Annotated in this window: 21 protein-coding genes; 17 read left to right on the top strand and 4 right to left on the bottom strand. The window is 39.2% G+C overall.

Annotated features, from left to right (window positions below):
• Positions 1-115 precede the first annotated feature (115 nt).
• Both AC3A54_RS15330 and AC3A54_RS15325 read left to right on the top strand, forming a co-directional pair.
• Positions 116-1,426, top strand: a complete 1,311-nt coding sequence (locus AC3A54_RS15330; protein WP_487655088.1) for an MFS transporter — start codon at positions 116-118, stop codon at positions 1,424-1,426.
• Between the two features lie 105 nt (positions 1,427-1,531).
• Complete coding sequence (locus AC3A54_RS15325) at positions 1,532-1,855, top strand: nitrous oxide-stimulated promoter family protein (protein WP_487655087.1); 324 nt, start codon at positions 1,532-1,534, stop codon at positions 1,853-1,855.
• Positions 1,856-1,887: 32 nt separating this feature from the next.
• Here the strand turns inward: AC3A54_RS15325 and AC3A54_RS15320 are convergent, their stop codons facing one another.
• The 4 genes from AC3A54_RS15320 to AC3A54_RS15305 all read right to left on the bottom strand — a co-directional run bounded on the left by AC3A54_RS15320 (position 1,888) and on the right by AC3A54_RS15305 (position 5,770).
• Positions 1,888-3,372, bottom strand: coding sequence for a peptide MFS transporter (locus AC3A54_RS15320; protein ID WP_487655086.1), 1,485 nt, complete (start codon positions 3,370-3,372; stop codon positions 1,888-1,890).
• A 296-nt stretch (positions 3,373-3,668) separates the two neighbouring features.
• Positions 3,669-4,739 carry a UvrB/UvrC motif-containing protein gene (locus tag AC3A54_RS15315; RefSeq protein ID WP_487655085.1) on the bottom strand — a complete coding sequence of 357 codons (1,071 nt, stop codon included), beginning with the start codon at positions 4,737-4,739 and terminating at the stop codon, positions 3,669-3,671.
• Positions 4,740-4,993: 254 nt separating this feature from the next.
• Entirely contained in the window at positions 4,994-5,359 is a 366-nt protein-coding gene (locus AC3A54_RS15310) for a DoxX family protein (RefSeq protein ID WP_487655084.1), read from the bottom strand.
• A 108-nt stretch (positions 5,360-5,467) separates the two neighbouring features.
• A complete protein-coding gene (locus AC3A54_RS15305; RefSeq protein WP_487655083.1) occupies positions 5,468-5,770 on the bottom strand; it encodes an EthD family reductase in 303 nt (100 codons plus the stop codon).
• A gap of 364 nt (positions 5,771-6,134) precedes the next feature.
• Here AC3A54_RS15305 and AC3A54_RS15300 point away from each other — a divergent pair, with 364 nt between their 5' ends.
• The 15 genes from AC3A54_RS15300 to argD all read left to right on the top strand — a co-directional run bounded on the left by AC3A54_RS15300 (position 6,135) and on the right by argD (position 22,850).
• Entirely contained in the window at positions 6,135-6,902 is a 768-nt protein-coding gene (locus AC3A54_RS15300) for a MerR family transcriptional regulator (protein ID WP_487655082.1), read from the top strand.
• Between the two features lie 163 nt (positions 6,903-7,065).
• On the top strand, positions 7,066-8,679 hold the full coding sequence (locus AC3A54_RS15295; RefSeq protein ID WP_487655081.1) for an acyl-CoA dehydrogenase family protein: 1,614 nt from the start codon (positions 7,066-7,068) through the stop codon (positions 8,677-8,679).
• Positions 8,680-8,894: 215 nt separating this feature from the next.
• Entirely contained in the window at positions 8,895-9,905 is a 1,011-nt protein-coding gene (locus AC3A54_RS15290) for an ABC transporter ATP-binding protein (RefSeq protein WP_335533360.1), read from the top strand.
• On the top strand, positions 9,886-10,854 hold the full coding sequence (locus AC3A54_RS15285) for an ABC transporter ATP-binding protein (protein ID WP_335548605.1): 969 nt from the start codon (positions 9,886-9,888) through the stop codon (positions 10,852-10,854). Before AC3A54_RS15290 ends, AC3A54_RS15285 begins: the two co-directional genes overlap by 20 nt.
• A 51-nt stretch (positions 10,855-10,905) precedes the next feature.
• Positions 10,906-12,513 carry an ABC transporter substrate-binding protein gene (locus AC3A54_RS15280; protein WP_335548606.1) on the top strand — a complete coding sequence of 536 codons (1,608 nt, stop codon included), beginning with the start codon at positions 10,906-10,908 and terminating at the stop codon, positions 12,511-12,513.
• Positions 12,514-12,595: 82 nt separating this feature from the next.
• Positions 12,596-13,603, top strand: coding sequence for an ABC transporter permease (locus AC3A54_RS15275; protein ID WP_335533354.1), 1,008 nt, complete (start codon positions 12,596-12,598; stop codon positions 13,601-13,603).
• A gap of 14 nt (positions 13,604-13,617) precedes the next feature.
• Positions 13,618-14,517, top strand: a complete 900-nt coding sequence (locus AC3A54_RS15270) for an ABC transporter permease (RefSeq protein WP_487655080.1) — start codon at positions 13,618-13,620, stop codon at positions 14,515-14,517.
• A gap of 104 nt (positions 14,518-14,621) precedes the next feature.
• Complete coding sequence (locus AC3A54_RS15265; RefSeq protein WP_487655171.1) at positions 14,622-15,188, top strand: shikimate kinase; 567 nt, start codon at positions 14,622-14,624, stop codon at positions 15,186-15,188.
• 5 nt (positions 15,189-15,193) lie between these two features.
• A complete protein-coding gene (gene aroD, locus AC3A54_RS15260; protein ID WP_487655079.1) occupies positions 15,194-15,961 on the top strand; it encodes a type I 3-dehydroquinate dehydratase in 768 nt (255 codons plus the stop codon).
• 83 nt (positions 15,962-16,044) lie between these two features.
• Positions 16,045-17,208, top strand: coding sequence for a DUF4317 domain-containing protein (locus AC3A54_RS15255; RefSeq protein ID WP_487655078.1), 1,164 nt, complete (start codon positions 16,045-16,047; stop codon positions 17,206-17,208).
• A gap of 515 nt (positions 17,209-17,723) precedes the next feature.
• Positions 17,724-18,152, top strand: a complete 429-nt coding sequence (locus AC3A54_RS15250; protein WP_487655077.1) for a DUF4395 domain-containing protein — start codon at positions 17,724-17,726, stop codon at positions 18,150-18,152.
• Between the two features lie 381 nt (positions 18,153-18,533).
• Entirely contained in the window at positions 18,534-19,571 is a 1,038-nt protein-coding gene (gene argC / locus AC3A54_RS15245; protein WP_487655076.1) for an N-acetyl-gamma-glutamyl-phosphate reductase, read from the top strand.
• Positions 19,572-19,610: 39 nt separating this feature from the next.
• A complete protein-coding gene (gene argJ / locus AC3A54_RS15240) occupies positions 19,611-20,840 on the top strand; it encodes a bifunctional ornithine acetyltransferase/N-acetylglutamate synthase (protein ID WP_487655075.1) in 1,230 nt (409 codons plus the stop codon).
• 12 nt (positions 20,841-20,852) lie between these two features.
• Positions 20,853-21,650, top strand: coding sequence for an acetylglutamate kinase (gene argB / locus AC3A54_RS15235; protein ID WP_487655074.1), 798 nt, complete (start codon positions 20,853-20,855; stop codon positions 21,648-21,650).
• A complete protein-coding gene (argD, locus tag AC3A54_RS15230) occupies positions 21,651-22,850 on the top strand; it encodes an acetylornithine transaminase (protein ID WP_487655073.1) in 1,200 nt (399 codons plus the stop codon). It abuts the gene before it with no gap.
• Position 22,851: the final 1 nt, after the last annotated feature.

Here is a 22,851-nt window from a genome sequence, read left to right as displayed (position 1 = left end):
AAACACACCCTATTTAGTTGGTAGTTTAATTATATTAAACTTTTTCTTGAAATGGAAGTATTTGGTGTGATATGATTTGTTTAATTAAATTAAACTTTTTTGGAGTGTGAATCGTGTGAATGATGGCTTAAAGCTAAAAAAAGCAACCTATCATCTATGGACCTTCACAATAAGTAAACTTATTTCCTCCTTTGGTGCACAAGTATATTCTTTTGCTATAAGTTTTTATATTTTACAAGCAACTGGTTCGGCCACGAGTTTTGCTGCTAATCTTATCTGCAATATATTACCACGTACCCTCGCTGCCCCGTTCGCTGGATACCTTGCTGACCAATATTCAAGAAAAATAATTGTAGTTATATCACAAGTTGCAACAACCATTGCAGTTGGGGGATTACTGTTGGTTAGTTTCATCACCGACCTATCGTTAACGGCAATCTATATTACCTCCTGTATTTTATCCATCACTTCCATGTTTTCCGGGGTGACCTTTACTTCCTCCATATCTGGTCTTGTGGATGAAGCGAGAGTTCAAAGAGCGATGTCTTTAAACCAAATGTCCATTTCCTTTGCAGCCATTGCCAGCCCGGCAGTAGGCGGACTATTGTATGGTGCTGTATCAATGCAGACTTTTCTCATTATGTATATGATTGCTTCGTGTATTGCCGTTGTACTTGAATCGACAATGGATTTTAAGCTGTTCGCTAACCGAAAGGAAAAGGATAGCTCGGGGCAGAAGGAATCCATGTGGGTGAGTATTAAGGCAGGAATTAGCTATTTAAAACTTCAGCCAATTTTGGTTACGATTGTCTGGATTTCTTTAATGATCAACTTCCTTTTTGGAGCATTTGAGGTGGGCTATTCGTTCATTCTTATTGAAAAAATGAAAATGGTTTCCCAGCGTTTTGGATTTACACAAGGAGCATTTGCCGTTGGTATGCTGCTTCTATCCATTTATTTTTCTTTTAGAAAAGAAGTAAGGTACCCGCTGCTTGTTTCAAAGTGGGCCATTGTTGGTATGGGGGGTGTGATGGCGGCAGTTTCCTTTCCGTTATTAGTGGGCCTTTCGTCAACTTCCGTTTTTGGTTTTTACCTGGTCATCATGTTCGTCCTTGGAGCATTCATCATTATCGTCAATACACCGCTGCAAGTGATGCTGCAGAAAAAAATTGAAGATGATTTTAAAGGTCGTGTATTTTCTCTGCTTGAAACGATGGCGATGGCATTAATGCCATTAGGAATGGTATTGTACGGCTTTCTTTATGATATCTTTCCTGCACAATGGATCTTGCTTCTATCTGCTTTGTTATTCATTGGTGTGGTTTTGGTGCTTGCAAGACCATCTGTTATTAGGAAGGCACATCCGGAGATTGTTGAAACCAACTCCGAAAAGGGTCGAAAAGTTCCAACGACTGTCAGGATGTAATTGTACGGAATTTGTAATGATTCATCCGTCCGTTTAAAGAATCGTATGATATGGTGAAGGTAAGAAGTTTGCTTTAGTAAATCTAGAAAAGGGAGGTTTACTAACATGAAGGCAAGATTAATCGAGCCTAATAATGGTCCAGTTATTCAAAAGGAAAAAGAGATTGTTAAGGAGATGATTGAGCTTTATTGTAGAAAAAAGCATCATCGAGAGGCTTTATGTAAAGACTGTCAGGACCTAAAAAACTATGCCATGCTAAGACTCTCATTCTGCCGCTTTGGTGAAGAGAAAACGGCCTGCTCTAACTGTAAAATACACTGCTATAAATTAAGATACCGCGAAAAGATGAAAGCAGTCATGCGGTACTCTGGTAAGTGGATGATGCTTTACCATCCTATATATTCTGTGAAGCATCTATTGAATAAATAAAAAAGCGGCTGAGTGATCAGCCGCTTGTATTATTATTTTACGCCCTTCATGAACTCCTGAATCTTTGGAGATAACACTAAAAGGATGATACCAAGTAGGATGGATGCTCCACCGATGATTCCGAAGTAAGCCATTTCAGTATCTTCAGAGTAGAATTTAACCACTTGTGCATTGAGTGCTTGTGCAGCTGCACTAGATAAGAACCATAAGCTCATTGTTTGTGCAGAGAAAGCAGCAGGAGCTAGTTTTGTTGTAGCAGATAGTCCTACTGGTGATAGTAATAATTCACCGATAACACAGATTAAATAACTAAGAACAAGCCATAATGGGTTTACTAAAGAATCTGTACCGCCAAGATAGGATGGCAATAGAATTACTAGGAAAGAAACCCCAGAGAAAAGTAATGATAATGAGAATTTTTGCGGTATTGTTGGTTGACGGTCGCCCAATTTAACCCAAATCCAAGCAAATAATGGTGCTAAAGTGATAATAAATAATGGGTTTAATGATTGGAACCAAGCTGGTTTAATATCAATTCCTGCAAAATGTAATTGTGTACGCGTATCTGCGTAGCTTGCAAGGATGGTAGAACCCTGTTCTTGAATCGCCCAGAACATTACAGATGCAATGAATAATGGAATGTATGCAATAACACGTGAACGTTCAACAGCCGTTGTTTTTGGGCTGCGATACATAACAATGAAATACATGGTTGGAATTAACACACCAAGAATAGTAACTAAATTGATAAAACCTGCAAATGTTAGGATGCCTTTTGGAATTAAAATAGCAAAAATAACTGCAAGAACAACGACACCTAAACCAATATAAGTAAAGACTTTTTTCTTTTCAGATGGTGACAATGGATTTGAAACCATTGTTCCAGCAAGGCCGAGATTTTTTTTCTTAGTAACAGTAAACATGATAAGTCCAAAGAACATACCAACTGCAGCAATACTAAAACCTAAGTGGAAGTTGCCAACAGAACCAACGATTAATGGGGATAAGAAAGCACCCGCGTTGATACCCATGTAGAAAATGGTGAATCCTGCGTCACGACGTTGGTCTTTCTCACTGTACAATTCACCAACAACAGTTGAAACGTTTGGTTTTAATAATCCGGTACCAAGTACGATTAATACCATGGATACAAAGAACATGGAGACACTGCCAGGAATAGCAAGTGCAATATGACCAAACATGATTAATATTCCACCGTAGAATACTGCTTTTGAAGTACCAAATATACGGTCAGCTAGCCATCCGCCAATAACACCAGACATGTAAACTAGTGATCCATAAATGGACATGATGGAAAGTGCGAGTGTTTTATCAATGCCCAATCCACCTTTGGAAACTGAATAATACATATAGAAAACAAGGATGGCCCTCATTCCATAGTAAGAGAAACGCTCCCAAAACTCCGTGAAGAAAAGGGTGAATAGACCTTTAGGATGTCCAACGAATCCAGTCTGAGGTACACTATCCACAATTTTCTGCCTATTTAAGTTTGACATGTTTTTACCTCCTTTATTATTATTTTATAATACTTTTTAGGGTTTTGAATTGTCAAAAACTTTTTTTGGAAATTAGATTATATACGTTTTAAAAAGCTTGATAATACTGAATTACTGCAATTTTTAAGAATAAAAGAAAGTTTTTTTGAAATAGTATATAAATTTTGATTAGATATACTTTTCTAACTAATAGTTTCGTAGTAGCGTTCGATTTAGGAGGAAATTGGTAATTCGTAAGGCTGGATAACAAAAAAAAAGCCCCGGTTTAAAAACCGAGGATAATAGATGAAATCAATTTAATTTAGCAGTGTATTTCTTATAGAAGAATCTATACTTTTTTGGTTTTCAAATTCTAACCATTTTTCGTCAATAACCACATATTTGCACGAACTGCTGTTTAAATAACTATAAATAATTTGCGCTTCATCGATTTCGTCTTTAGTAATTTCAATGGATGAATGATTTGAAAGACTCTTAAAATACGTAAAAATATTCGCTTTAATCTTCTCAACCAACTGCTCTGAATTCTCTTCCTCTATTTGATATTTTTCTCTAAAAATAACATTATTTCCTTTGATCAGAAAGAGTTTCAAGGCGGCATCTTCTATATATTCGATGAGAGCGATATTTTTATTCGCTTCAGTAAATTCAATCACCTTTTCTTTATAGATGAGCGATTGAATCGCATCTAATGTATCTCGGTATTTTGCTGCTATTTCAAAATCAAAGTTGTTTGAGGCATCTATCATTTTTTGCGTCAATTTTTGAAGGACTTCGGTATTCGTCCCTTGAAGAAAATCCACCATTTTTTTCAACCGTTCATTATATTGTTTACGTGAATCTTCATTAAAACATATACCGATACAAAGACCTAAGGAGTAGTTCAAGCAGGGCGTGCCCTTGTTTGGATTGCAACAGTCTATTTTTAGAAATTCTTTCATTCCTTGGAGTGCTTTTTCAACTATATGTTTACTTGGATAGGGACCGAAATAAAGACTGCCATCCTTCTCAATCGTGTTTGATAAATCAATAGCCCAATGGGTGTTTCTTTTGTGAAACCGGATATAAGTGTAGGAAGTGGGATTTTTCATTTTTTTATTAAATATCGGCTTGATTTCTTTAATCAGTTTACATTCCAACATAAATGCTTCGAATTCTGTATCGGTCAGGATCAATTGAAAATCATTGATGTTAGCCTTCAACTTCTTTATTTTCTGAGAGTGTGCCTTAGTGTTTTGAAAGTATGATCGTACTCGATTCTTAAGGTTTTTGGCTTTCCCCACATAAATGACCCTATCAGAGGAATCCTTCATTAGATAAACCCCAGGGGAGGAGGGGAGATCCTTTACCTTTTTTTTAAGCACCACAGGAATCGCCTCTTTGAAAGACTTTTCTCTCATTCTACCATACAAATAAGTGGGGATCAGTAACCAGTCGGGCGACTAGTATCCGTAAAAGAACAAAAAAAGATGGAACGGGAACTAGTCCGGGCGACTAGTGCCCGTGAAGGAACGAAAAAGGGTGGAACGGGAACTAGTCCAGGCGACTAGTGCCCGTGAAGGAATAAAAAAGGCTTGAATGGTAACTATTCCCCGTGAAAGAACAAAAAAGGATGTCATAGTTACTGCGGATATCGTTTATAGAGAATGATCAGCAGGGCAAGCATCACAATATCTAACCGTGCATGAAATGCAAATGTTAAAAAGCCAGTGTGCAAGAGTGGAAATTTAGTTAATAGTAGTGCAGCAATCATGATTGCTATTAAGGGGATTACGGCATGGTTAACTGCCTTATTTACCAATAGTAATACTCCGCACCCAATCTCAAGTAGGATAACGACTTTTAACAGGATGTGTGAATAAGGTAAACCTAAGTTAAGAAACCCATTGGCTAGTTCAGTGTTAACTAATTTCATAACTCCTGAGATTATAAATACATATGCAACAGAATAGCGGATTAGCTTCGTGGTCGATAAAGAAGTGTACATGTCCATCCTCCTTTACTAAAACTGTATGATTAAAGGAGGACAAACATCACAAAAAGAAACAGATAGGACGCAAAAAAAAGTCCCTTTAAGGGACCTTATTGTGGGGAATTAATCTACTATTGAAATTACCGGTGGTTTATCCAAGAATCTCATCAGGTTTAAAACGTCACCTTGAACTTCCTGTCCTTCAGGGGATAATAAGGCTTGACTTAATTCAGTGGGATTATCAAAATGAAGCTCTGCAAAGAGGTATAAAGGTTCAGTCGTGTTTTGAGCTTGTAAAACACGATGAACTTCAGCACCTTTAAGATGGGGAAGTTTTTGTACTAGTGGAATATGTACATTGTAATAATATTGTTCAAATCCTTCCTGATCCTTAGGTTGATTATAAATAACGTAAAGTTTAGCCATCAAATCGCTCCTTTTATTATGGGGATTTTTACCTAACACTATTATAAAAGGAGAAAAGGACTATTATTATCAAAACTAGTCGACAATTTTTTTGGTGAAACATTCCCTTGTCAGTGTGTGCCCGAAGTGGTAGATGAAAAGGGAAGAGGGTAACGTAGAAGAGGTCTACGTTACCGAAGTGGTAGGTGAAAAGGGAAACGGGTAACATAGAAGCAGTCTACGTGCCCGAGATGTTACAGGAAAAGAGGAACGGGTAGCATAGTGGAGCTTGATTAGTGTAGAACCCATACAAAAAAATAGGCAAACTAGTGATTGACATTAACGCTGCGTAAAGGTGTATCGTTTAGTTATAGGAGGTGAACGAATGGAGTATACAGTGCAAAAGCTGGCACAATTGGCGGGTGTCAGCACCAGAGCCCTTCGGTACTATGATGAAATTGGAATTCTTAAGCCGGCAAGAATAAATTCATCAGGCTATCGAATTTACGGCCAAGCAGAAGTGGACCGCCTGCAGCAAATCATGTTTTATCGAGAACTAGATATCAGCCTAGAAAGCATAAAGGAAATTATAACTGCCCCTGATTTTGATGGTGCCGCTGCACTTAGAGAACATCGTAAAAAACTCCTTGAGAGAAAAGAACAATTAGATCACTTAATTGCCAATGTAGATAAAACAATTGCATTAACAGAAGGGAGAAGAATAGAGATGTCTAATAAAGAAAAATTTGAAGGCTTTAAGAAAAAAATGATCGAAGACAACGAGAAAAAGTACGGAAAGGAAATCCGTACAAAGTACGGAAATGACACGGTAGACCAATCCAATGCGAAACTTCAGAACATGACGGAAGAACAATATGACCATGCTACAAAGTTAGCAGAAGAAGTTACAATAACCTTAGCAGAGGCGTTCAAAACGGGTGATCCCGCAGGTGAACTTGCTCAAAAAGCGGCCGACCTTCACAAGCAGTGGTTAGGTTATTATTGGAATGAATATAGCAAGGAGGCACATGCCGGCCTCGCCCAAATGTACGTAGATGATGAGCGATTTACCGCTTATTATGATAAAGAACAGCCTGGTACGGCAGAATTTTTAAGAGATGCCATTCACATCTACACAGGTTTGAAAAAATAAGATAACTAAGACCCTGTTACTAGACTTGCCGCCAGTACAGGGTTTTTTTATGGGAATGTTGAGAATGTTATTTCGTAAAAATGTCATTGTCCTTAGCGAGTGGGAACGTTTATAATTAAGTTGAATTTTTAGAATAATTTAACAAAAAAGGAGTGAATTAACTATGAACATCGCTTCCCAAGGCACAGAGAAAAGAGGAGAAAATACCTATACATTTGATGCATTTGTTGAAAAGCGCAACAACCTAGATTGGTATCGGGATGAGCCATTTTTACAAAAGGCAGTGAAACATTTTACTGCGAGTCGGTATGAACAAGTCCATAAAAAGATTATGGGTTTTTCACCTACAGTCTCAAATGAATGGAATCGTCTAGCTGAGCGAACTGCGAGACCTGAGGTACGTCCATTTATGCTCCACTTTGATGCATTTAACCATCGAATTGACCGGGTTGTCCGTCCGATGGAAGTTCACAAACTTGAACAAGGTGTTTTCGGTGAAGGGTTATTTTCTAGTCAAATGGAGCCATGGGAGAGCTTTGTGAAGCGAATGTTAATTCACCAATTAGGAGAAGCTGGAGTAACCTGTCCAATGACATGTACACATGGACTCATTGCGCTTCTCGATCAATTTCCAAATGAAGAATATCCCGAACTTCAAGATATATTACAGCATTCAAAAGAAGGAATAAGCGGAGAGTTTGCTATTGGGGCACAATTTATGTCAGAAATTCAAGGTGGTTCTGACTTACCAGCTAATCTTCTTGAGGCCGTTCCGGAGGGAAAGAATTTCCGCTTATATGGAAATAAATTCTTCTGTTCGGTAGCCCATGCTGATTATTCTGTTGTAACAGCAAAAGTAACGGGTACTAATAAAGTTTCGACCTTTATTGTCCCGTCCTGGCTACCGGGGGACAAAGAAAAGGAAAAGAGAAATGGCTATCAAATTAATCGAATAAAATGGAAAATGGGCACGTCTGAAGTACCAACAGGTGAAATTCAATACAATGGTGCACTTGCCTATCCAATTGGTCCTTTAGATAAAGGCGTGGCAGTGGCAGTAGGAATTGTGCTTACCTTGTCCCGTTTGGAAATTGGGATTGCTTGTGCTGGGTTTATGCTTCGTGCATCTAGAGAAGCAAAGCTATACAGTGATTTTAGGACGGTTTTTGGAAAAAAAGTGAAAGATTATCCGCTGGCTGCGAGCAAATTAAAACGGATCGAAAATGCAGCCGAGCGTACCACAGCGGGGGCATTTAAAGTATATGATTTGTTCTTGAAACTAGAGCAGCCACTAAACCCAGGAATAAAATCGAATCATCCGTTGGCAGTCCAAAAACAGCTATTCAATCTACGGGAACTGATTTTATTGCAAAAAATGTGTGTGACTAATGAAGGAGCCGAAGTATTAAGAGAGGCCATTTCCGTTTTCGCTGGGCATGGAGTAATGGAAGAGTTCTCCTCGCTACCACGCATTTTCCGAGATGTAGTTGTTAATGAGCAATGGGAAGGTCCGCGTAATTTATTGTTAACACAAGTATACCGTGATGTTCAGAGAGTATCAGAGTGGTATGCTCCCGCTGATTTTGTGGAAAGTGTATTGGAAGGGGCATCTAGAGAAACGATTAAACAGTTCACCGAACAATTAGAAGATTTACTGCAAAGGCCTGTGTTAGGAGAGGTAAGCGAAGCGGCAATCGAAGCAGCTGAAGAATGGGATTCATATTGTGATTCCTTCTTCAAAACCTATCAAAGAATAGCATTAACAGAAATGAAATAATAGTTTACCTTCTTATGGGTGCCTGACCCCCGGTGCGTTAATACGTTAGCGTGCCGCGGTGTTAGGCACTTTTTTAAATTTTTTTTACTTTATTGACAAATTTCGATGGTAACTCTAAAGTAATATATGTCATAATAGTTTTAAAATTTTATAAATTTTAATATTTCAGAAGAATGTTTAGGATTACGAAATAAATAGTCAAAGTAGGTGTATATGTGGACAAAGATCCTATTCTTCGCATAAAGGATTTAAAGGTGTCTTTTCAATCAGGGAAGAAGTTTGTCCCAGCTGTGGATGGTATTAGTTTTGATTTAAGGGATGGAGAAATCCTAGGGATCGTAGGGGAATCAGGAAGTGGGAAAAGTGTAACGTCCTTAGCTACGATGGGCCTAATTCCTTCTCCTCCAGGAAAAATCGAGAATGGAGAAATTATTTTTGAAGGAAGAGACCTGAAAAACATTTCGGAAAAAGAGTGGCGGAAGATCCGCGGAAATCAAATATCAATGATTTTCCAAGAACCCATGACGTCATTAAATCCCTTATTTACAATAGGGAATCAACTAATGGAAGCCATCAAATTACATACTGACCTAACAAAGATCCAAATTAAGCAGCGCTGTATCGAACTACTTAAATTAGTCGGAATCCCACGGGCAGAAGGGATTCTTAAAGAATATCCACACCAGTTATCAGGAGGAATGAGACAAAGGGTTATGATTGCCATGGCTATGGCCTGTAATCCAAAGGTGCTCATTGCGGACGAGCCCACAACGGCTCTTGATGTAACTATTCAAGCCCAGATTCTCGCATTAATGAAGGATTTAAACCAAAAGACGAATACCTCTATCATATTAATTACTCATGATTTAGGTGTGGTAGCGGAAATCTGTGAACGAGTCATTGTTATGTATTCCGGTCAAATCGTCGAACAAGGTGATGTACGAACGATACTCAAAAATCCACAGCATCCTTACACTATTGGATTGCTAAAATCAGTTCCCGACTTAAGAGGGAAAAAGGAGCGGCTTTACAGTATTCCCGGAACAGTTCCTACACCAGGGTCTATTCACAAGGGATGCCGATTTGCCGCAAGATGTTCTGAGGTATTATCACAATGCTATGAAGAAACGCCACAATTATATAAAACGGAAAAAGACGGACATGAAGTACGCTGTTTCCTACATACATTGAAGGGGAGTGACAAACATGTCGGAGTTACTTCTTGAGGTAAACGGACTGAAAAAATACTTTCCAATTACAGGCGGCATTTTGGGAAGGAAGCAAGGAGAAGTCAAAGCGGTTGATGATGTTTCTTTTTATGTAAAAAAAGGAGAGACCTTAGGAATCGTAGGGGAAAGTGGTTGCGGAAAATCAACGACTGGCCGACTACTCATGCGCTTAATCGAAGCAAGTGATGGGAAGATCGTTTTTGAAGATAAAGAGATTACCAGCTTGTCAAAGTCTGAGTTAAGAAAAACACGAAGAGATATCCAAATGGTGTTCCAGGATCCCTATGCATCATTAAACCCAAGACATTCAATCGAGAAAATTCTTGAGGAGCCTTTGATTGTTCATGGAATAGGGACAAAAGAGGAACGCAAGAAGCAGGTTAGAGATATGCTCGAGGTGGTAGGTTTAAGCAGCTACCATGCGAAAAGATACCCGCATCAATTTAGCGGCGGACAGCGTCAGCGTATTGGGATTGCCAAGGCGTTAATGACAAAACCCAAGTTAATTATTGCAGATGAACCTGTATCTGCACTTGATGTATCGATTCAGGCTCAAGTTCTCAACCTGATGAAGGAGATTCAAAAGGAATTCCAACTTACCTACATATTTATCGCACATGATCTTGGGGTAGTTCGTCATATTAGTGATCGTGTGGGTGTCATGTATTTAGGAAGATTAATAGAGTTAGCAGAGAGTGAGGAGCTTTACGAGAATCCAAAGCATCCGTACACAAAAGCACTTCTTTCTGCAGTACCAATACCAGATCCTGATGTTAAGAAGAAAACGATATTAATAGAAGGGGAGCTGCCTAGTCCAGCTAATCCTCCTTCAGGCTGTGCCTTCCATACAAGATGCAAGGAATGTATGGACATTTGCAAAACTACTAGACCGCAGGAAACCATTCTCAATGGTCATTTTGTAGCCTGTCACTTATATAACCAGTGAATGGCTGCATTGATGATATAAAAACAAAGCATATAGGGGGTAAAAACACGTATGAAGAAAAAAACGTTTAAGCTGCTGTTAGTTTCTTTATTAGCCATCAGCATGTTCCTGGTTGGCTGTAACAGCAAAAGCAATAGTAATGAAAAAGATGGCAAAGAAACGAGTAAAGGAAAAGATACGTTAATCTATGCCCGTGGTGTAGATTCTACGTCACTTGATCCAATCACAACAACTGAAGGGGATACCTTCAAAGTAACAGAAAATATTTTTGATACGTTGTTAGATTACGGCGAACAAGATACAACAGTACACCCGAAGCTTGCAAAAAGCTGGGAGGTAAGTGCTGACGCATTAACATATACTTTCAAGCTACAAGAAGGAGTAAAGTTCCATGACGGCACTGATTTTAATGCTGATGCAGTTGTGTATAACTTTGATCGCTGGATGAATGGCGACGCTGATAAATTCCCTTACTATACCATGTTTGGCGGATACAAAGCGGACGAAGGTCACGTTATCAAAGAGGTTAAAGCGGTTGATGCCAATACGGTTCAATTTGTGCTGAAAAGACCTCAAGCCCCATTCTTAAAGAACTTGGCAATGTCACCATTCGGAATTGCCAGCCCAGCAGCTCTTAAGAAATACGGCGACGATTTCAGAAGCCATCCAGTTGGAACAGGTCCATTCAAATTTGTCGAGTGGAAACAAAATGACCGAATTACCCTTGAAAAGAATGCAGATTACTGGCAAAAGGGATTACCTAAGCTAAACAAAGTTATTTTCCGTGTCATTCCAGAAAACACAGCACGACTTAATGCCTTAGTAAATGGCGAAGTGGATATGATGGACGGCTTAAACAATTCTGATTCAAAAACGGTAACTGATAATCCTAATCTTCAATTAATCGAGCGTCCATCTATGAACGTAGGCTACTTAGGTTTTACATTAACTCGTAAACCATTTGACAACAAGCTTGTTCGTCAAGCTTTAAACCATGCAATTGATAAGAAATCAATCATTAAAGCATTCTACGACGGCCAAGCGATTCCGGCAAAGAACCCAATGCCACCTTCAGTTGAAGGCTATAATGATGCTGTAGAAGAATATCCATATGACTTAGAAAAGGCAAAAGCATTATTAAAAGAAGCTGGATACCCAGATGGATTTGAAATGGATCTATGGGCAATGCCGGTTGCACGTCTCTACATGCCTGAAGCACAAAAGGTTGCTGAGGTTATTCAAGAAAGCTTTAGCAAAATTGGCGTAAAAGCCAAGATCCAATCTGTTGACTGGGCTACTTATTTAGACAAAGCAGCAAAAGGTGAATTTGACTCTTATATGCTTGGTTGGACAGGTGACAATGGTGACCCTGATAACTTCTTATACACATTGTTAGATAAGGACAGCATTGGAGCAAATAACTATTCATTCTATAAGAATGACCAATTACATGACATTTTAATAAAAGCACAGCAAGAAACTGATCAGGCAAAGCGTAACGATCTTTACAAGCAAGCTCAAGAAATTATCCATGAAGATGCTCCGTGGATACCGCTTGTTCACTCTAGACCACTGTCTGCAGCAAGTAAAGATGTTATCAATTATTTACCGCACCCAACAGGTTCTGAAGCTCTCGACAAAGTCGAATTTAAAAAATAAGCGGTAAAAAGGGGAGGGGATTTACCTCCCCTTTTATTACTCAAAAGTAAGATCCAGTATCTTTTTAAAAGGGGTGAGAAGGTTGTTTACTTATACGGTTCGTCGTGTTTTTTCATTAATTCCCGTATTATTTGGAATGACTCTCATTGTTTTTGCGATTATCCATGCGATTCCTGGTAATCCTGCACAGGTAATTCTTGGACAAAGGGCAACGAAAGAAGCGATTGCCACGCTAACAGAACAATTAGGATTAAACAGGCCTTGGTACATACAGTATGGAGATTATATTAATGCCCTCCTTCATGGGGATTTAGGAATTTCCCTTCGGACAAGGGGGCCTATTAATGCAGAGGTTTGGCCATATTTAGCAGCAACACTTGAATTAACAATAGTCGCTATGCTTATTGCCATTATCATTGGTGTAAATGCCGGAATTATCAGTGCGTGGTTTTCAAGATCATGGTTCGATTATGGTGCGATGGTATTTGCTCTGGTCGGCGTTTCGATGCCAATATTTTGGCTAGGTTTAATGCTTCAATGGGCATTTGCTATTGATTTAGGATGGCTTCCAACTACAGGTAGGGAGGATGCCAGGGACCCTGTTTCAGCGATAACGAATATTTATTTGCTTGATACAATCATGCAAGGAAGATTTGATCAATTCGTTGTTGTTCTCAAGCACATTATTTTGCCAGCTTCGGCCCTTGCAACAATCCCTATGGCAATTATTGCAAGGATGACCCGTGCAACGATGCTTGAGGTGATGAAATCAGATTATATCCGGACAGCAAGAGCAAAGGGAGTAAGCATGTTTTGGGTGGTTTATAAGCACTCGTTAAAGAATGCGGTTATTCCTGTGCTTACCATTATCGGCTTGCAAACAGGGCTGCTTTTAGGAGGAGCAATTCTGACGGAGACCATCTTCGGATGGCCGGGAATAGGCAGATATTTATATGATGCGATCGCCTATCGTGACTATCCTGTTATCCAGTCAGGGATTTTAATTATCGCGGCAATCTTTGTACTCATTAATTTAATCGTGGATCTATTGTATGTATTTGTGGATCCAAGAATTAAATATACGAAATAGAGGAGGGATGAGTAGTGGCAGAACTTGCAAAAAGCGCATCAGATTTATCTGTGAAAGCTGTTGAAGAAAAGCTGACACCTCCCTGGAAGGAAGCCTTACAGTCTTTTGGAAAAAATAAATTAGCGGTTGCTGGTTTAGGAATAGTTGTCTTCTTTATAATTATAGCTATTTTGGCTCCTGTCATTTCACCATATAGTTATAAGGAGCAGGTGTTGTCAGACCGAATGCTGGCACCTTCCAGTGAACATTGGTTTGGAACAGATGATTTTGGACGAGATATCTTTTCACGAATACTGTATGGTTCAAGAATATCCTTATGGGTAGGTTTTTTCTCTGTATTAGGATCTGTTGTATTTGGAACAATGCTAGGAATTGTAGCAGGCTATTATGGTCGCTGGGTTGATGCAATTATCTCTAGAATTTTTGATATCATGCTGGCGTTTCCTAGTATTCTATTAGCTATCGCGGTTGTTGCTATACTTGGGCCATCGTTGAAAAATGCCTTGATTGCGATTGCTGTTATTAATATTCCAAACTTTGGACGACTTGTTCGCTCAAAAGTACTAAGTGTGAAGCAAGAAGAGTATATTATGGCCGCAAGAGCAGTTGGAATGAGAGATACACGGATTCTCTTAAGTCATATTTTGCCAAATAGTATTTCTCCTGTAATCGTACAAGCCACACTTGCGATTGCTACCGCTATTATTGAGGCCGCTGCTCTTGGCTTCCTTGGAATGGGGGCACAGGCTCCAACACCTGAATGGGGGAAGATGCTGGCGGATTCGAAAAATTACATTACCCAGGCCCCATGGACCTTATTTTTTCCGGGTATCGCCATTATGCTAACGGTTCTTGGCTTTAACCTTATGGGCGATGGGTTAAGGGATATCCTAGATCCGAAAATGAAGAATTGATACAGGTTTATTTACAAGACTCCACATCGGGGTCTTTTTCTTTTGGTTTTACGCACCACTGTTAGTTTCTAAATTTTCAATTAAGCATTATAATGATGGAAAACATGCGGGGATGTCCAAAGGGGGAATCAAGGGTGAATAACACAGAGAGAAGTATTGTATTTATTGGGTTTATGGGTGTTGGAAAGACGACAATTGGAAAACTTGTGGCCAAAAAACTTAATCGTCCATTTATAGATATAGATGAAGAAATTGAAAAGGAATTTCAAATGCCAGTCTCACAATTTTTTAATCAAATTGGTGAAAAGGCTTTTAGACAAAGAGAGAAAAGTTTGATCTCGAATCTAGCTGAACAAGAGCAGAAAATCATTTCTGTTGGCGGGGGTGCTTTTTTACAGGAAGAAATCAGACAGGTATGTTTAACCTCATGTATTGTCATTTACCTTAATTTATCATTGGAAAACTGGAAAAATAGATTGGATTTTATTATTGAGAGCCGGCCTGTGTTACAAGGTAAATCAAAAGAGGAAATGGAAGATTTATTTTATACAAGACAAGCAATCTATTCACAGCATCATTTGAAAATAGAAACAGATAACAAAGCTCCAAATGAAATTGCTGACCAAATAATTGAAACACTAGTAACGAATTTCGGTGTAAAGAAAAGGTGAAGAAGATGACACGAAAAACAATTACTGTTAAAGGGATTACGATTGGAGAAGGGCAGCCCAAAATATGCGTTTCAATGATGGGAAGTTCATTGTCACAGTTATTGGAGGAAGCCGAGCATGTCAAAACTCTCGGAGCGGACGTGGTGGAATGGCGTGTTGATTTTTTTGAACAGGTCGAACAAATTAATGCTGTGAAAGAGGCATTAAGGGAAATTCGTACGGTTTTATCTGAGATCCCCCTGATTTTCACGTTTAGAAGTGCAAAAGAGGGTGGCGAAAAGGAAATCAGTACAGCCTATTACTTTGAGCTAAACCAATACATAGTAGAAACAGGATTAGTAGACCTGATTGATATGGAATTGTTCAATGATGAGGAAGCTGTCAAAACTTTCATTGAAGTAGCACATAGGCGAGGAGTCTATGTAATCATCTCTAACCATGACTTTCATCAAACCCCTCCAAAGGAAGAAATTATTTCTCGTTTGTGTAAAGCACAGGAATTAGGGGGGGATATCCCAAAAATTGCAGTGATGCCGACCAGTTCAACCGATGTGCTGACACTCCTAGATGCCACTAGTACAATGAATGAACAATTTGCTGATCGGCCATTTATTACGATGTCGATGGCAGGCAAGGGGGTTATCAGTCGATTGGCAGGAGAGGTATTTGGCTCAGCCCTAACGTTTGGTGCGGCTAAGACAGCCTCTGCACCAGGACAGGTACCCGTCAAGGAATTACGCGACGTTTTAAACTTGTTACATACTAACTTATAAAAATCAAAATTTGCGATGAAGAATGTTGTCCTTTCTTTATTCTAGAAAAAGCCAGTATAATCAAGAATAGGAGTTGAGACAAAATGAATAAAAAAGATATCGCTAATATCCGAAAGCAATTTAAATTAGACAATTACAACCTTCAAATTCGAGAAATATTTAATGTGTATGTCCAAAAGGAATCAGGCGAGATTTATCACCAAGTCAGTCAGCCGTTTCCAATGTTAGAACAGGAAACACAGGAATTGTTTTTAGCCAACTTTAAAAAAGTATTAACAGGTCAACTTGATGCTAAACTGTTTGAACTGAAATTTATGCGGGATGTAGAAGACAGCACCCAAATGTTCCTTTACGAAGGTTTACAACAAGAAACAACGGAAGACTGGAAAGAATACATGTTAGAAATCGTTGTGAAAATGTTTGCTAACACGGTTTATGAATTTGATACCGTTGTGACGTTTATCCGGGGAGAATATCGAAAACCGACCCGAAAACGGAACGCGGAATCTGAAGAAGGCGGGGATGACCAGGTCTATTCCAACGGGTTTATTCTATGCAGTCTCAATAAAACGGATGTGCCGAAAAAAGCCCTGATGTTTGATTATATTGAGAAGGAATACAAATCCTACAACGTCTTTGATCCCATTATTAATTTAGATTCTCCCTTATCAGGCTTCCTTTTCCCGGCTTTAAATGATAATGCAGCGGATGTAAACCGTATTCTCTACTGTGCAGGGAAAGCAAATCAACCAGATTTCGAATTTATGGAAGAAGTGCTTAATTGTGAAGAGATTATAACTGCACAGGAGGACAAGGACTGCTTCGATTTCATCTTAAAAGAAGTGATAGGGGACGAAGTAGATTCCCGCGTGATTTCCAATGTGTATGAGGAAATCGATAAGCTGGTTCAGGAGAATCAAGAAAATGAAGAAAGTGAAATTCCTACGTTGGATTCTCGGGATATTGAACGCATTTTAACGGTAAGCGGCGTTGAAAATGTTGAGACGGCCAAAGTGGAACATGCCCTTAAGGCAATCGTAGATGATGAAAAACATGAATTTAAAGCCAGCAGCTTAGTACCGAAAACCGTCAAAATCGAGACCAAGGTTGCCAATCTAACAATCAACCCAAAAGATCTGAAGTATGTAAAATACATTACGTTCCAAGGTAAACGATGTTTATTGTTGGAAATAGATGAAGACGTGGTCGTGGAGGGATTCCGACTTGAAGAGTCAGAGACATACTAGTGGGTTCTAGGCTTTGAAGGAAAGCAGGATGATTCCTGCTTTTTTTTGTGAGCTTATCGGGTTGGAAGTTGGTTTCCAGTTTTTGTAGAATTCCTCCTTTAATTTGTAGAATAAATTGAAATTTTGTAGAATTCCCTCTCGATTTTGTAGAATAAGTCTGGGAATCAGTCCTTTTGAGATGGAATTGGGAATTAGTTTCCAATTTTTGTGGAATTCGATCTCGATTTTGTAGAATTAATTAAAATGTTGTAGAATTCCTCCCCAATTTTGTAGAATTCCTTCCTCAATCTATAGAACTTTCTTCTAAATCTTGTTATAAAACAAAAAATGCATGAAACCTACCATATATTCTCTCTATTTTTTCCGGACTACGCTTTCCCAAACGAAAGGATGGAGTGAACATGGCGCTTTTTTTATTTGGACGGTAATTTATAAATTATTTACTATACAAAGAGGACTAATCGAGTTAAAATAACAATAAACATATAATTCCAATAAGAAAGGTTGGTATTAAAATGTCAGAAGCTATTCGTTCAATTCCTCGTCCTCTTGTAAAGACAAATCAAGGGGTGATTGTTATAAGTGTTCTGTTAGCATGGTTCTCTGGTTTGGAGTGGTTTTTATTGATCCCTTTACTTTCAGGGTTAAGTGGACTTTTTTTAGGATTTAATCCGATTATGCAGCTAGGAAAACTATTTTTAAAGAAGGAGCCAAAGGCGTATATTCCTGAAGATTGGGAGCAGCAGCAATTTAATCAAACGATTGCCGTGATTTGCCTGGGTATTGGGTTTATCAGCTTTTTATTAGGGTGGAATGTCATCGGATATATTTTCACCATCATGGTTGCAATAGCAGCATTTGTGGCCATTCTCGGTTTTTGTGTTGGCTGTTTTATCCACTTCCAATGGAATCAATATAAATATAGACGAACTCTTCAACAATAAAAAGTCATATTTTTACTACTCGAAGCTCTTGCTACTAGGCAAGGGTTTTTTTAATTAATCAGAATGTATAAAATTCGACTTCGAGAATTGTCCAGCTCCAGCGCCGAGCCCCTCGGGTCAAATAACCTTCGGCAATACAGTCAAAAGGCGAACTTTTCTTGCCGAAGAACATTTGCCTGTCGGGGCTGATCAAGGCGCTTGCGCTTTTTATTATGAATATGCATGGATTCTGTATAATCTTACAAATAATTATGTAAGCGTTTTCAAAATAATGTATAATAATTTTCAGTTAAAAGCGAAAATTAGGTAATTTTTATATTGAATAATTATATATGTGTATGTATAATAATTCATTATGTAAGCAACATGGGAGTTGAAGAAATGAAAGCAGCAATCATTGGTGGAACAGGGTATGGGTCTGTAGAACTTATCCGCTTGATTCAGAAGCACCCATATTTGGAGGTGGGTTCAGTAGTATCCAACTCTAAAGCGGGCTATAGCTTTAGTGAAACATATCCACATCTTTCTGAAATAATGGATCAACCATTAGAGACATTTGATGCAAAAAGATTATCTGAAACGAACGATATTACTTTCCTTGCTACTCCATCTGGTGTCAGCAGTAAGCTTGTTCCGCAGCTGCTAGAGCACGGTATGAAATGTATTGACCTGTCAGGCGATTTTCGATTACGGTCAGGCGCAGAATACGAAACCTGGTACTATCACACACCTGCAGATGAGCAGTATTTAGAGAAAGCAATTTATGGTTTAAGTGAGATTTATAGCGAAAAAATTAAGACTGCTAATTTAATAGCCAATCCAGGCTGTTATCCTACCGCATCCAGTTTGGGCCTACTCCCAATCTTAAAATCGCAGCTAGCTGATAAAAATTCAATCATCATTGACGCGAAATCAGGCGTGTCAGGTGCAGGAAGGGGACTTTCATTAACCGCACACTACGCCGAAATCAATGAAAATTTTAAAGCTTATAAACTTGGAAAACATCAACACATTCCAGAAATTGAGCAAGTCCTTTCAGACGAGAGTGGAGATCCCATCACAGTTTCTTTTACTACCCACCTTGTTCCAATGACACGAGGAATCATGTGTACGATGTATGTGAATCTAAAAGAAAAAATTTCAACAAAAAAAGTTATCGATTTATATAAACAATTTTATCAAGACGCTCATTTTATAAGGGTACGGCCTGAGGGAACGATCCCTTCTACAAAAGAAGTATCCGGGTCAAATTATTGTGATATTGGGCTGCATGTCGATGAACGAACCAACCGCTTAACGATTATCTCTGTTATCGATAATTTAGTTAAAGGAGCGGCCGGGCAGGCAATCCAAAATGTAAATTTGATGAATGGCTGGGATGAACAAACGGGGCTTACCGATATTCCAATGTATCCATAGTAAAGATCGAACAATGGGGATTTGAAGGGGGAAATTAAATTGACACAAGCAACATCAACAAATGAAATCGTGGTACTAGAAGAAGGAAGTGTCACTTTACCAAAGGGGTATAAAGCAGGTGGCATGCACTGTGGAATTAAAAGAAAAAGACTCGATCTTGGCTACATCGTATCGGAAGTTCCAGCAACCGCTGCAGGCGTGTATACCACAAATATTTTTCAAGCGGCTCCTTTATTAGTTACTCAAGAAAGCGTAGCAAAAGAAAATAAACTCCAAGCTATTATCGTTAATTCTGGTAACGCCAATGCTTGTACAGGGGAACAAGGATTACTTGATGCCTACACCATGCAAAAGGATTTTGCAAATGAACTTGGAATTGAAGAGCATCTTGTTGCAGTGACTTCCACAGGGGTCATCGGAGAATTGATGCCGATGGATAAAGTGAAAGCAGGAGTTACACAAATCCTTAATAAAGAATACGAAAATGAGAGCTTATTTAAAGAAGCGATCCTAACAACTGATACATGTGTTAAACATACAGCGGTGCAAATGAACATCGATGGAAAAACGGTTAGCATCGGGGGCGCATCAAAGGGTTCTGGAATGATTCATCCAAACATGGCTACTATGCTTGGGTTCGTAACTACAGATGCAAACATAGCACAGGATGACCTGTTGGCAGCCCTTCGAGACATCACCAATCAAACCTTCAATATGATCACGGTTGATGGCGATACAAGTACGAATGACATGGTTCTCGTCTTGGCCAATGGGTTAGCAGAAAACAGTCAACTAACCAAGGACCATCCGGAGTGGGAGATATTTAAAAAAGGCTTGAAATTAGTTTGCGAATCACTAGCTAAAAAAATCGCTAGAGATGGTGAAGGGGCTACCAAGCTAGTAGAAGTTCAAGTGACTGGCTCTTATAGCCGAAATGCAGCAAGTGCTGTCGGTAAAGCCATTATTTCTTCTAACCTAGTAAAAACAGCTATTTATGGAACAGATCCAAACTGGGGAAGAATTGTGACGGCAATTGGCTACAGTGGTGTTCCTGTAGAACCGAATGCCATTAAGGTAGCAATCGGACCCTATACGGTATTCGAAAACGGGCTGCCAAGCATGTTTGTAGAAGAAGAGGTTAAAGAATACTTACAACTTGATGTTATTAAAATACATGTTGAATTAAACCAAGGTGAATTTAGTGCAATTGCTTGGGGATGCGACCTTACTTACGATTACGTAAAAATAAATGCATCCTACCGCACGTAAGGGAGGACGAAAATGAAATACCTAGTCATTAAGTGTGGCGGAAGTGTGTTAGAAAATCTGCCAAGATCTTTTTATGAAGATGTCGTTCAGATGCATCAATCAGGTGAATGGACACCTATCATAGTTCATGGCGGAGGTCCTCTCATTACGTCCTTATTAAAAAATTTAAATGTGGAAACTACTTTTATAAATGGTTTACGGGTAACCAACCATGATGTGCTGGATATCGTGGAAATGGTACTGAGTGGCTCGGTTAATAAACTAGTTGTCAGAAACCTAGTCGAGGTAGGCGGAAATGCTTTTGGCATAAGTGGAGTAGACGGTGGATTATTGAAAGCAGTGCCGACAGCTGATGCAAAAACGTTAGGGTTTGTGGGTGAAGTAGTTGGTGTAAATCAAAGTGTCATTGAAGGAATCGTCAATCAAGGGTATATACCGGTTATTTCTCCCATCGGCATTGATGCGAGTGGTCAACGCTACAATATCAATGGAGACATAGCAGCTAGCGCGATTGCAAAAGCACTGGGAGCCAATCTTTGTTTTATTAGTGATATTCCAGGGATTTTAATTGAAAAAAATGGTGTGAAAACAAAGCTTGATAAAGCAACCAAATCAACCATTGAAGAACTAATCGACAATCAAACCATTTACGGTGGCATGATTCCAAAGGTAAAGGCTGCCATAGACGGCCTTGTTCACAACATACCAGAAGTGGGGATCATCAATGGTTTTGATAAAAATAGTCTGATAGATTACACAGCAGGTAAAGATATCGGTACAAAAATTGTCTTAGAAGAGGAGATTGCGTAAATGGTAAACGATACTTCCGTTTCTCTATCCTCCCCAATAATGGCCACGTACAGCCGTTTCCCGGTCACTTTAGTAAAGGGAAAAGGAAGTTATGTGTGGGACGATCAAGGGAAGCAATATTTAGATTTCACGTCTGGGATTGCAACTTGTAATTTAGGTCATGTTCCTGACGCTGTAAAAGAAAAACTAGAGGAACAGTTGCAAGACCTATGGCACTGTACAAACCTCTATCATATTCCCAATCAGGAAAAACTCGCTGCACTGCTTGCTGCCAATAGCTGTGGCGATCAGGTTTTCTTCTGCAACAGCGGGGCGGAAGCAAATGAAGCAGCGATTAAGCTGGCAAGAAGATATGCAAACAAGGTAAAGGGAAGCGGTTCTTCTGAAGTGGTAACCTTTCAGCAATCCTTCCACGGCAGAACACTAGCAACCTTAACAGCAACAGGTCAAGAAAAAATTCAACAAGGTTTTTCACCACTTATGCCAGGTTTTAGTTATCTTCCATTTAATGATGAAGAAGCGCTTGAAGAGCTAACCACACGAAAGCCTGCAGCTGTCCTACTAGAGCTTGTCCAAGGTGAGGGCGGAGTCATACCAGCAAACCCTGAATGGATAAAAAAACTAGCCGAAATTTGTAAGAATAACGGTATCCTGCTGATGGTTGATGAAATCCAAACGGGAATCGGGAGAACGGGTACACTTTTTGCTTATGAACAGTACGGGATTGAACCAGATGTCATTAGTCTTGCAAAGGGGCTAGGATCAGGTTTCCCAATTGGAGCCATCATCGCAAAAGAAGAAGCGGCCAAGGGATTTGAACCGGGCAGCCATGGCAGTACTTTTGGCGGAAATCCATTAGCGACGGCTGCAGGACTGGCAACTGTTACTCATATACTTGAAACCAACTTACTAAAACAAGTGAAAGAAGTCGTAACATACCTTGATAGTCAGCTGGAAATGTTGAAGGAAAAATACGAGTTTATTAAAAATATACGTGGTAAAGGACTGCTAAAGGGACTGCTTGTTGAAACGAACGCACTTGATATCGTACAAAAAGCAATTGCAAACAACCTTCTTATTTTAACAGCTGGACCAAATGTCGTTCGGATATTACCACCGTTAACGGTAACAAAAGAAGAGATAAATGAATTTATTGAGGCATTGGAAAAAACTTTCCAAGGTATAGAGAAAGGCGAGTGAG

This window comes from Neobacillus sp. Soil_C_43, from assembly GCF_057656715.1.
The sequence above is the reverse complement of the archived record's forward strand: the minus strand, read 5'-3'. Positions and strand labels throughout refer to the sequence as shown.

Excerpts from the sequence above, each read along its gene's own strand:
- AC3A54_RS15325 (WP_487655087.1), top strand. The coding sequence starts at position 1,532 with ATGAAGGCAAGATTAATCGAGCCTAATAATGGTCCAGTTATTCAAAAG.
- AC3A54_RS15320 (WP_487655086.1), bottom strand. The coding sequence starts at position 3,372 with ATGTCAAACTTAAATAGGCAGAAAATTGTGGATAGTGTACCTCAGACT.
- AC3A54_RS15310 (WP_487655084.1), bottom strand. The coding sequence starts at position 5,359 with ATGTACACTTCTTTATCGACCACGAAGCTAATCCGCTATTCTGTTGCA.
- AC3A54_RS15305 (WP_487655083.1), bottom strand. The coding sequence starts at position 5,770 with ATGGCTAAACTTTACGTTATTTATAATCAACCTAAGGATCAGGAAGGA.
- AC3A54_RS15300 (WP_487655082.1), top strand. The coding sequence starts at position 6,135 with ATGGAGTATACAGTGCAAAAGCTGGCACAATTGGCGGGTGTCAGCACC.
- AC3A54_RS15295 (WP_487655081.1), top strand. The coding sequence starts at position 7,066 with ATGAACATCGCTTCCCAAGGCACAGAGAAAAGAGGAGAAAATACCTAT.
- AC3A54_RS15285 (WP_335548605.1), top strand. The coding sequence starts at position 9,886 with ATGTCGGAGTTACTTCTTGAGGTAAACGGACTGAAAAAATACTTTCCA.
- AC3A54_RS15280 (WP_335548606.1), top strand. The coding sequence starts at position 10,906 with ATGAAGAAAAAAACGTTTAAGCTGCTGTTAGTTTCTTTATTAGCCATC.
- AC3A54_RS15265 (WP_487655171.1), top strand. The coding sequence starts at position 14,622 with ATGCGGGGATGTCCAAAGGGGGAATCAAGGGTGAATAACACAGAGAGA.
- aroD (WP_487655079.1), top strand. The coding sequence starts at position 15,194 with ATGACACGAAAAACAATTACTGTTAAAGGGATTACGATTGGAGAAGGG.
- AC3A54_RS15255 (WP_487655078.1), top strand. The coding sequence starts at position 16,045 with ATGAATAAAAAAGATATCGCTAATATCCGAAAGCAATTTAAATTAGAC.
- AC3A54_RS15250 (WP_487655077.1), top strand. The coding sequence starts at position 17,724 with ATGTCAGAAGCTATTCGTTCAATTCCTCGTCCTCTTGTAAAGACAAAT.
- argC (WP_487655076.1), top strand. The coding sequence starts at position 18,534 with ATGAAAGCAGCAATCATTGGTGGAACAGGGTATGGGTCTGTAGAACTT.
- argB (WP_487655074.1), top strand. The coding sequence starts at position 20,853 with ATGAAATACCTAGTCATTAAGTGTGGCGGAAGTGTGTTAGAAAATCTG.
- argD (WP_487655073.1), top strand. The coding sequence starts at position 21,651 with ATGGTAAACGATACTTCCGTTTCTCTATCCTCCCCAATAATGGCCACG.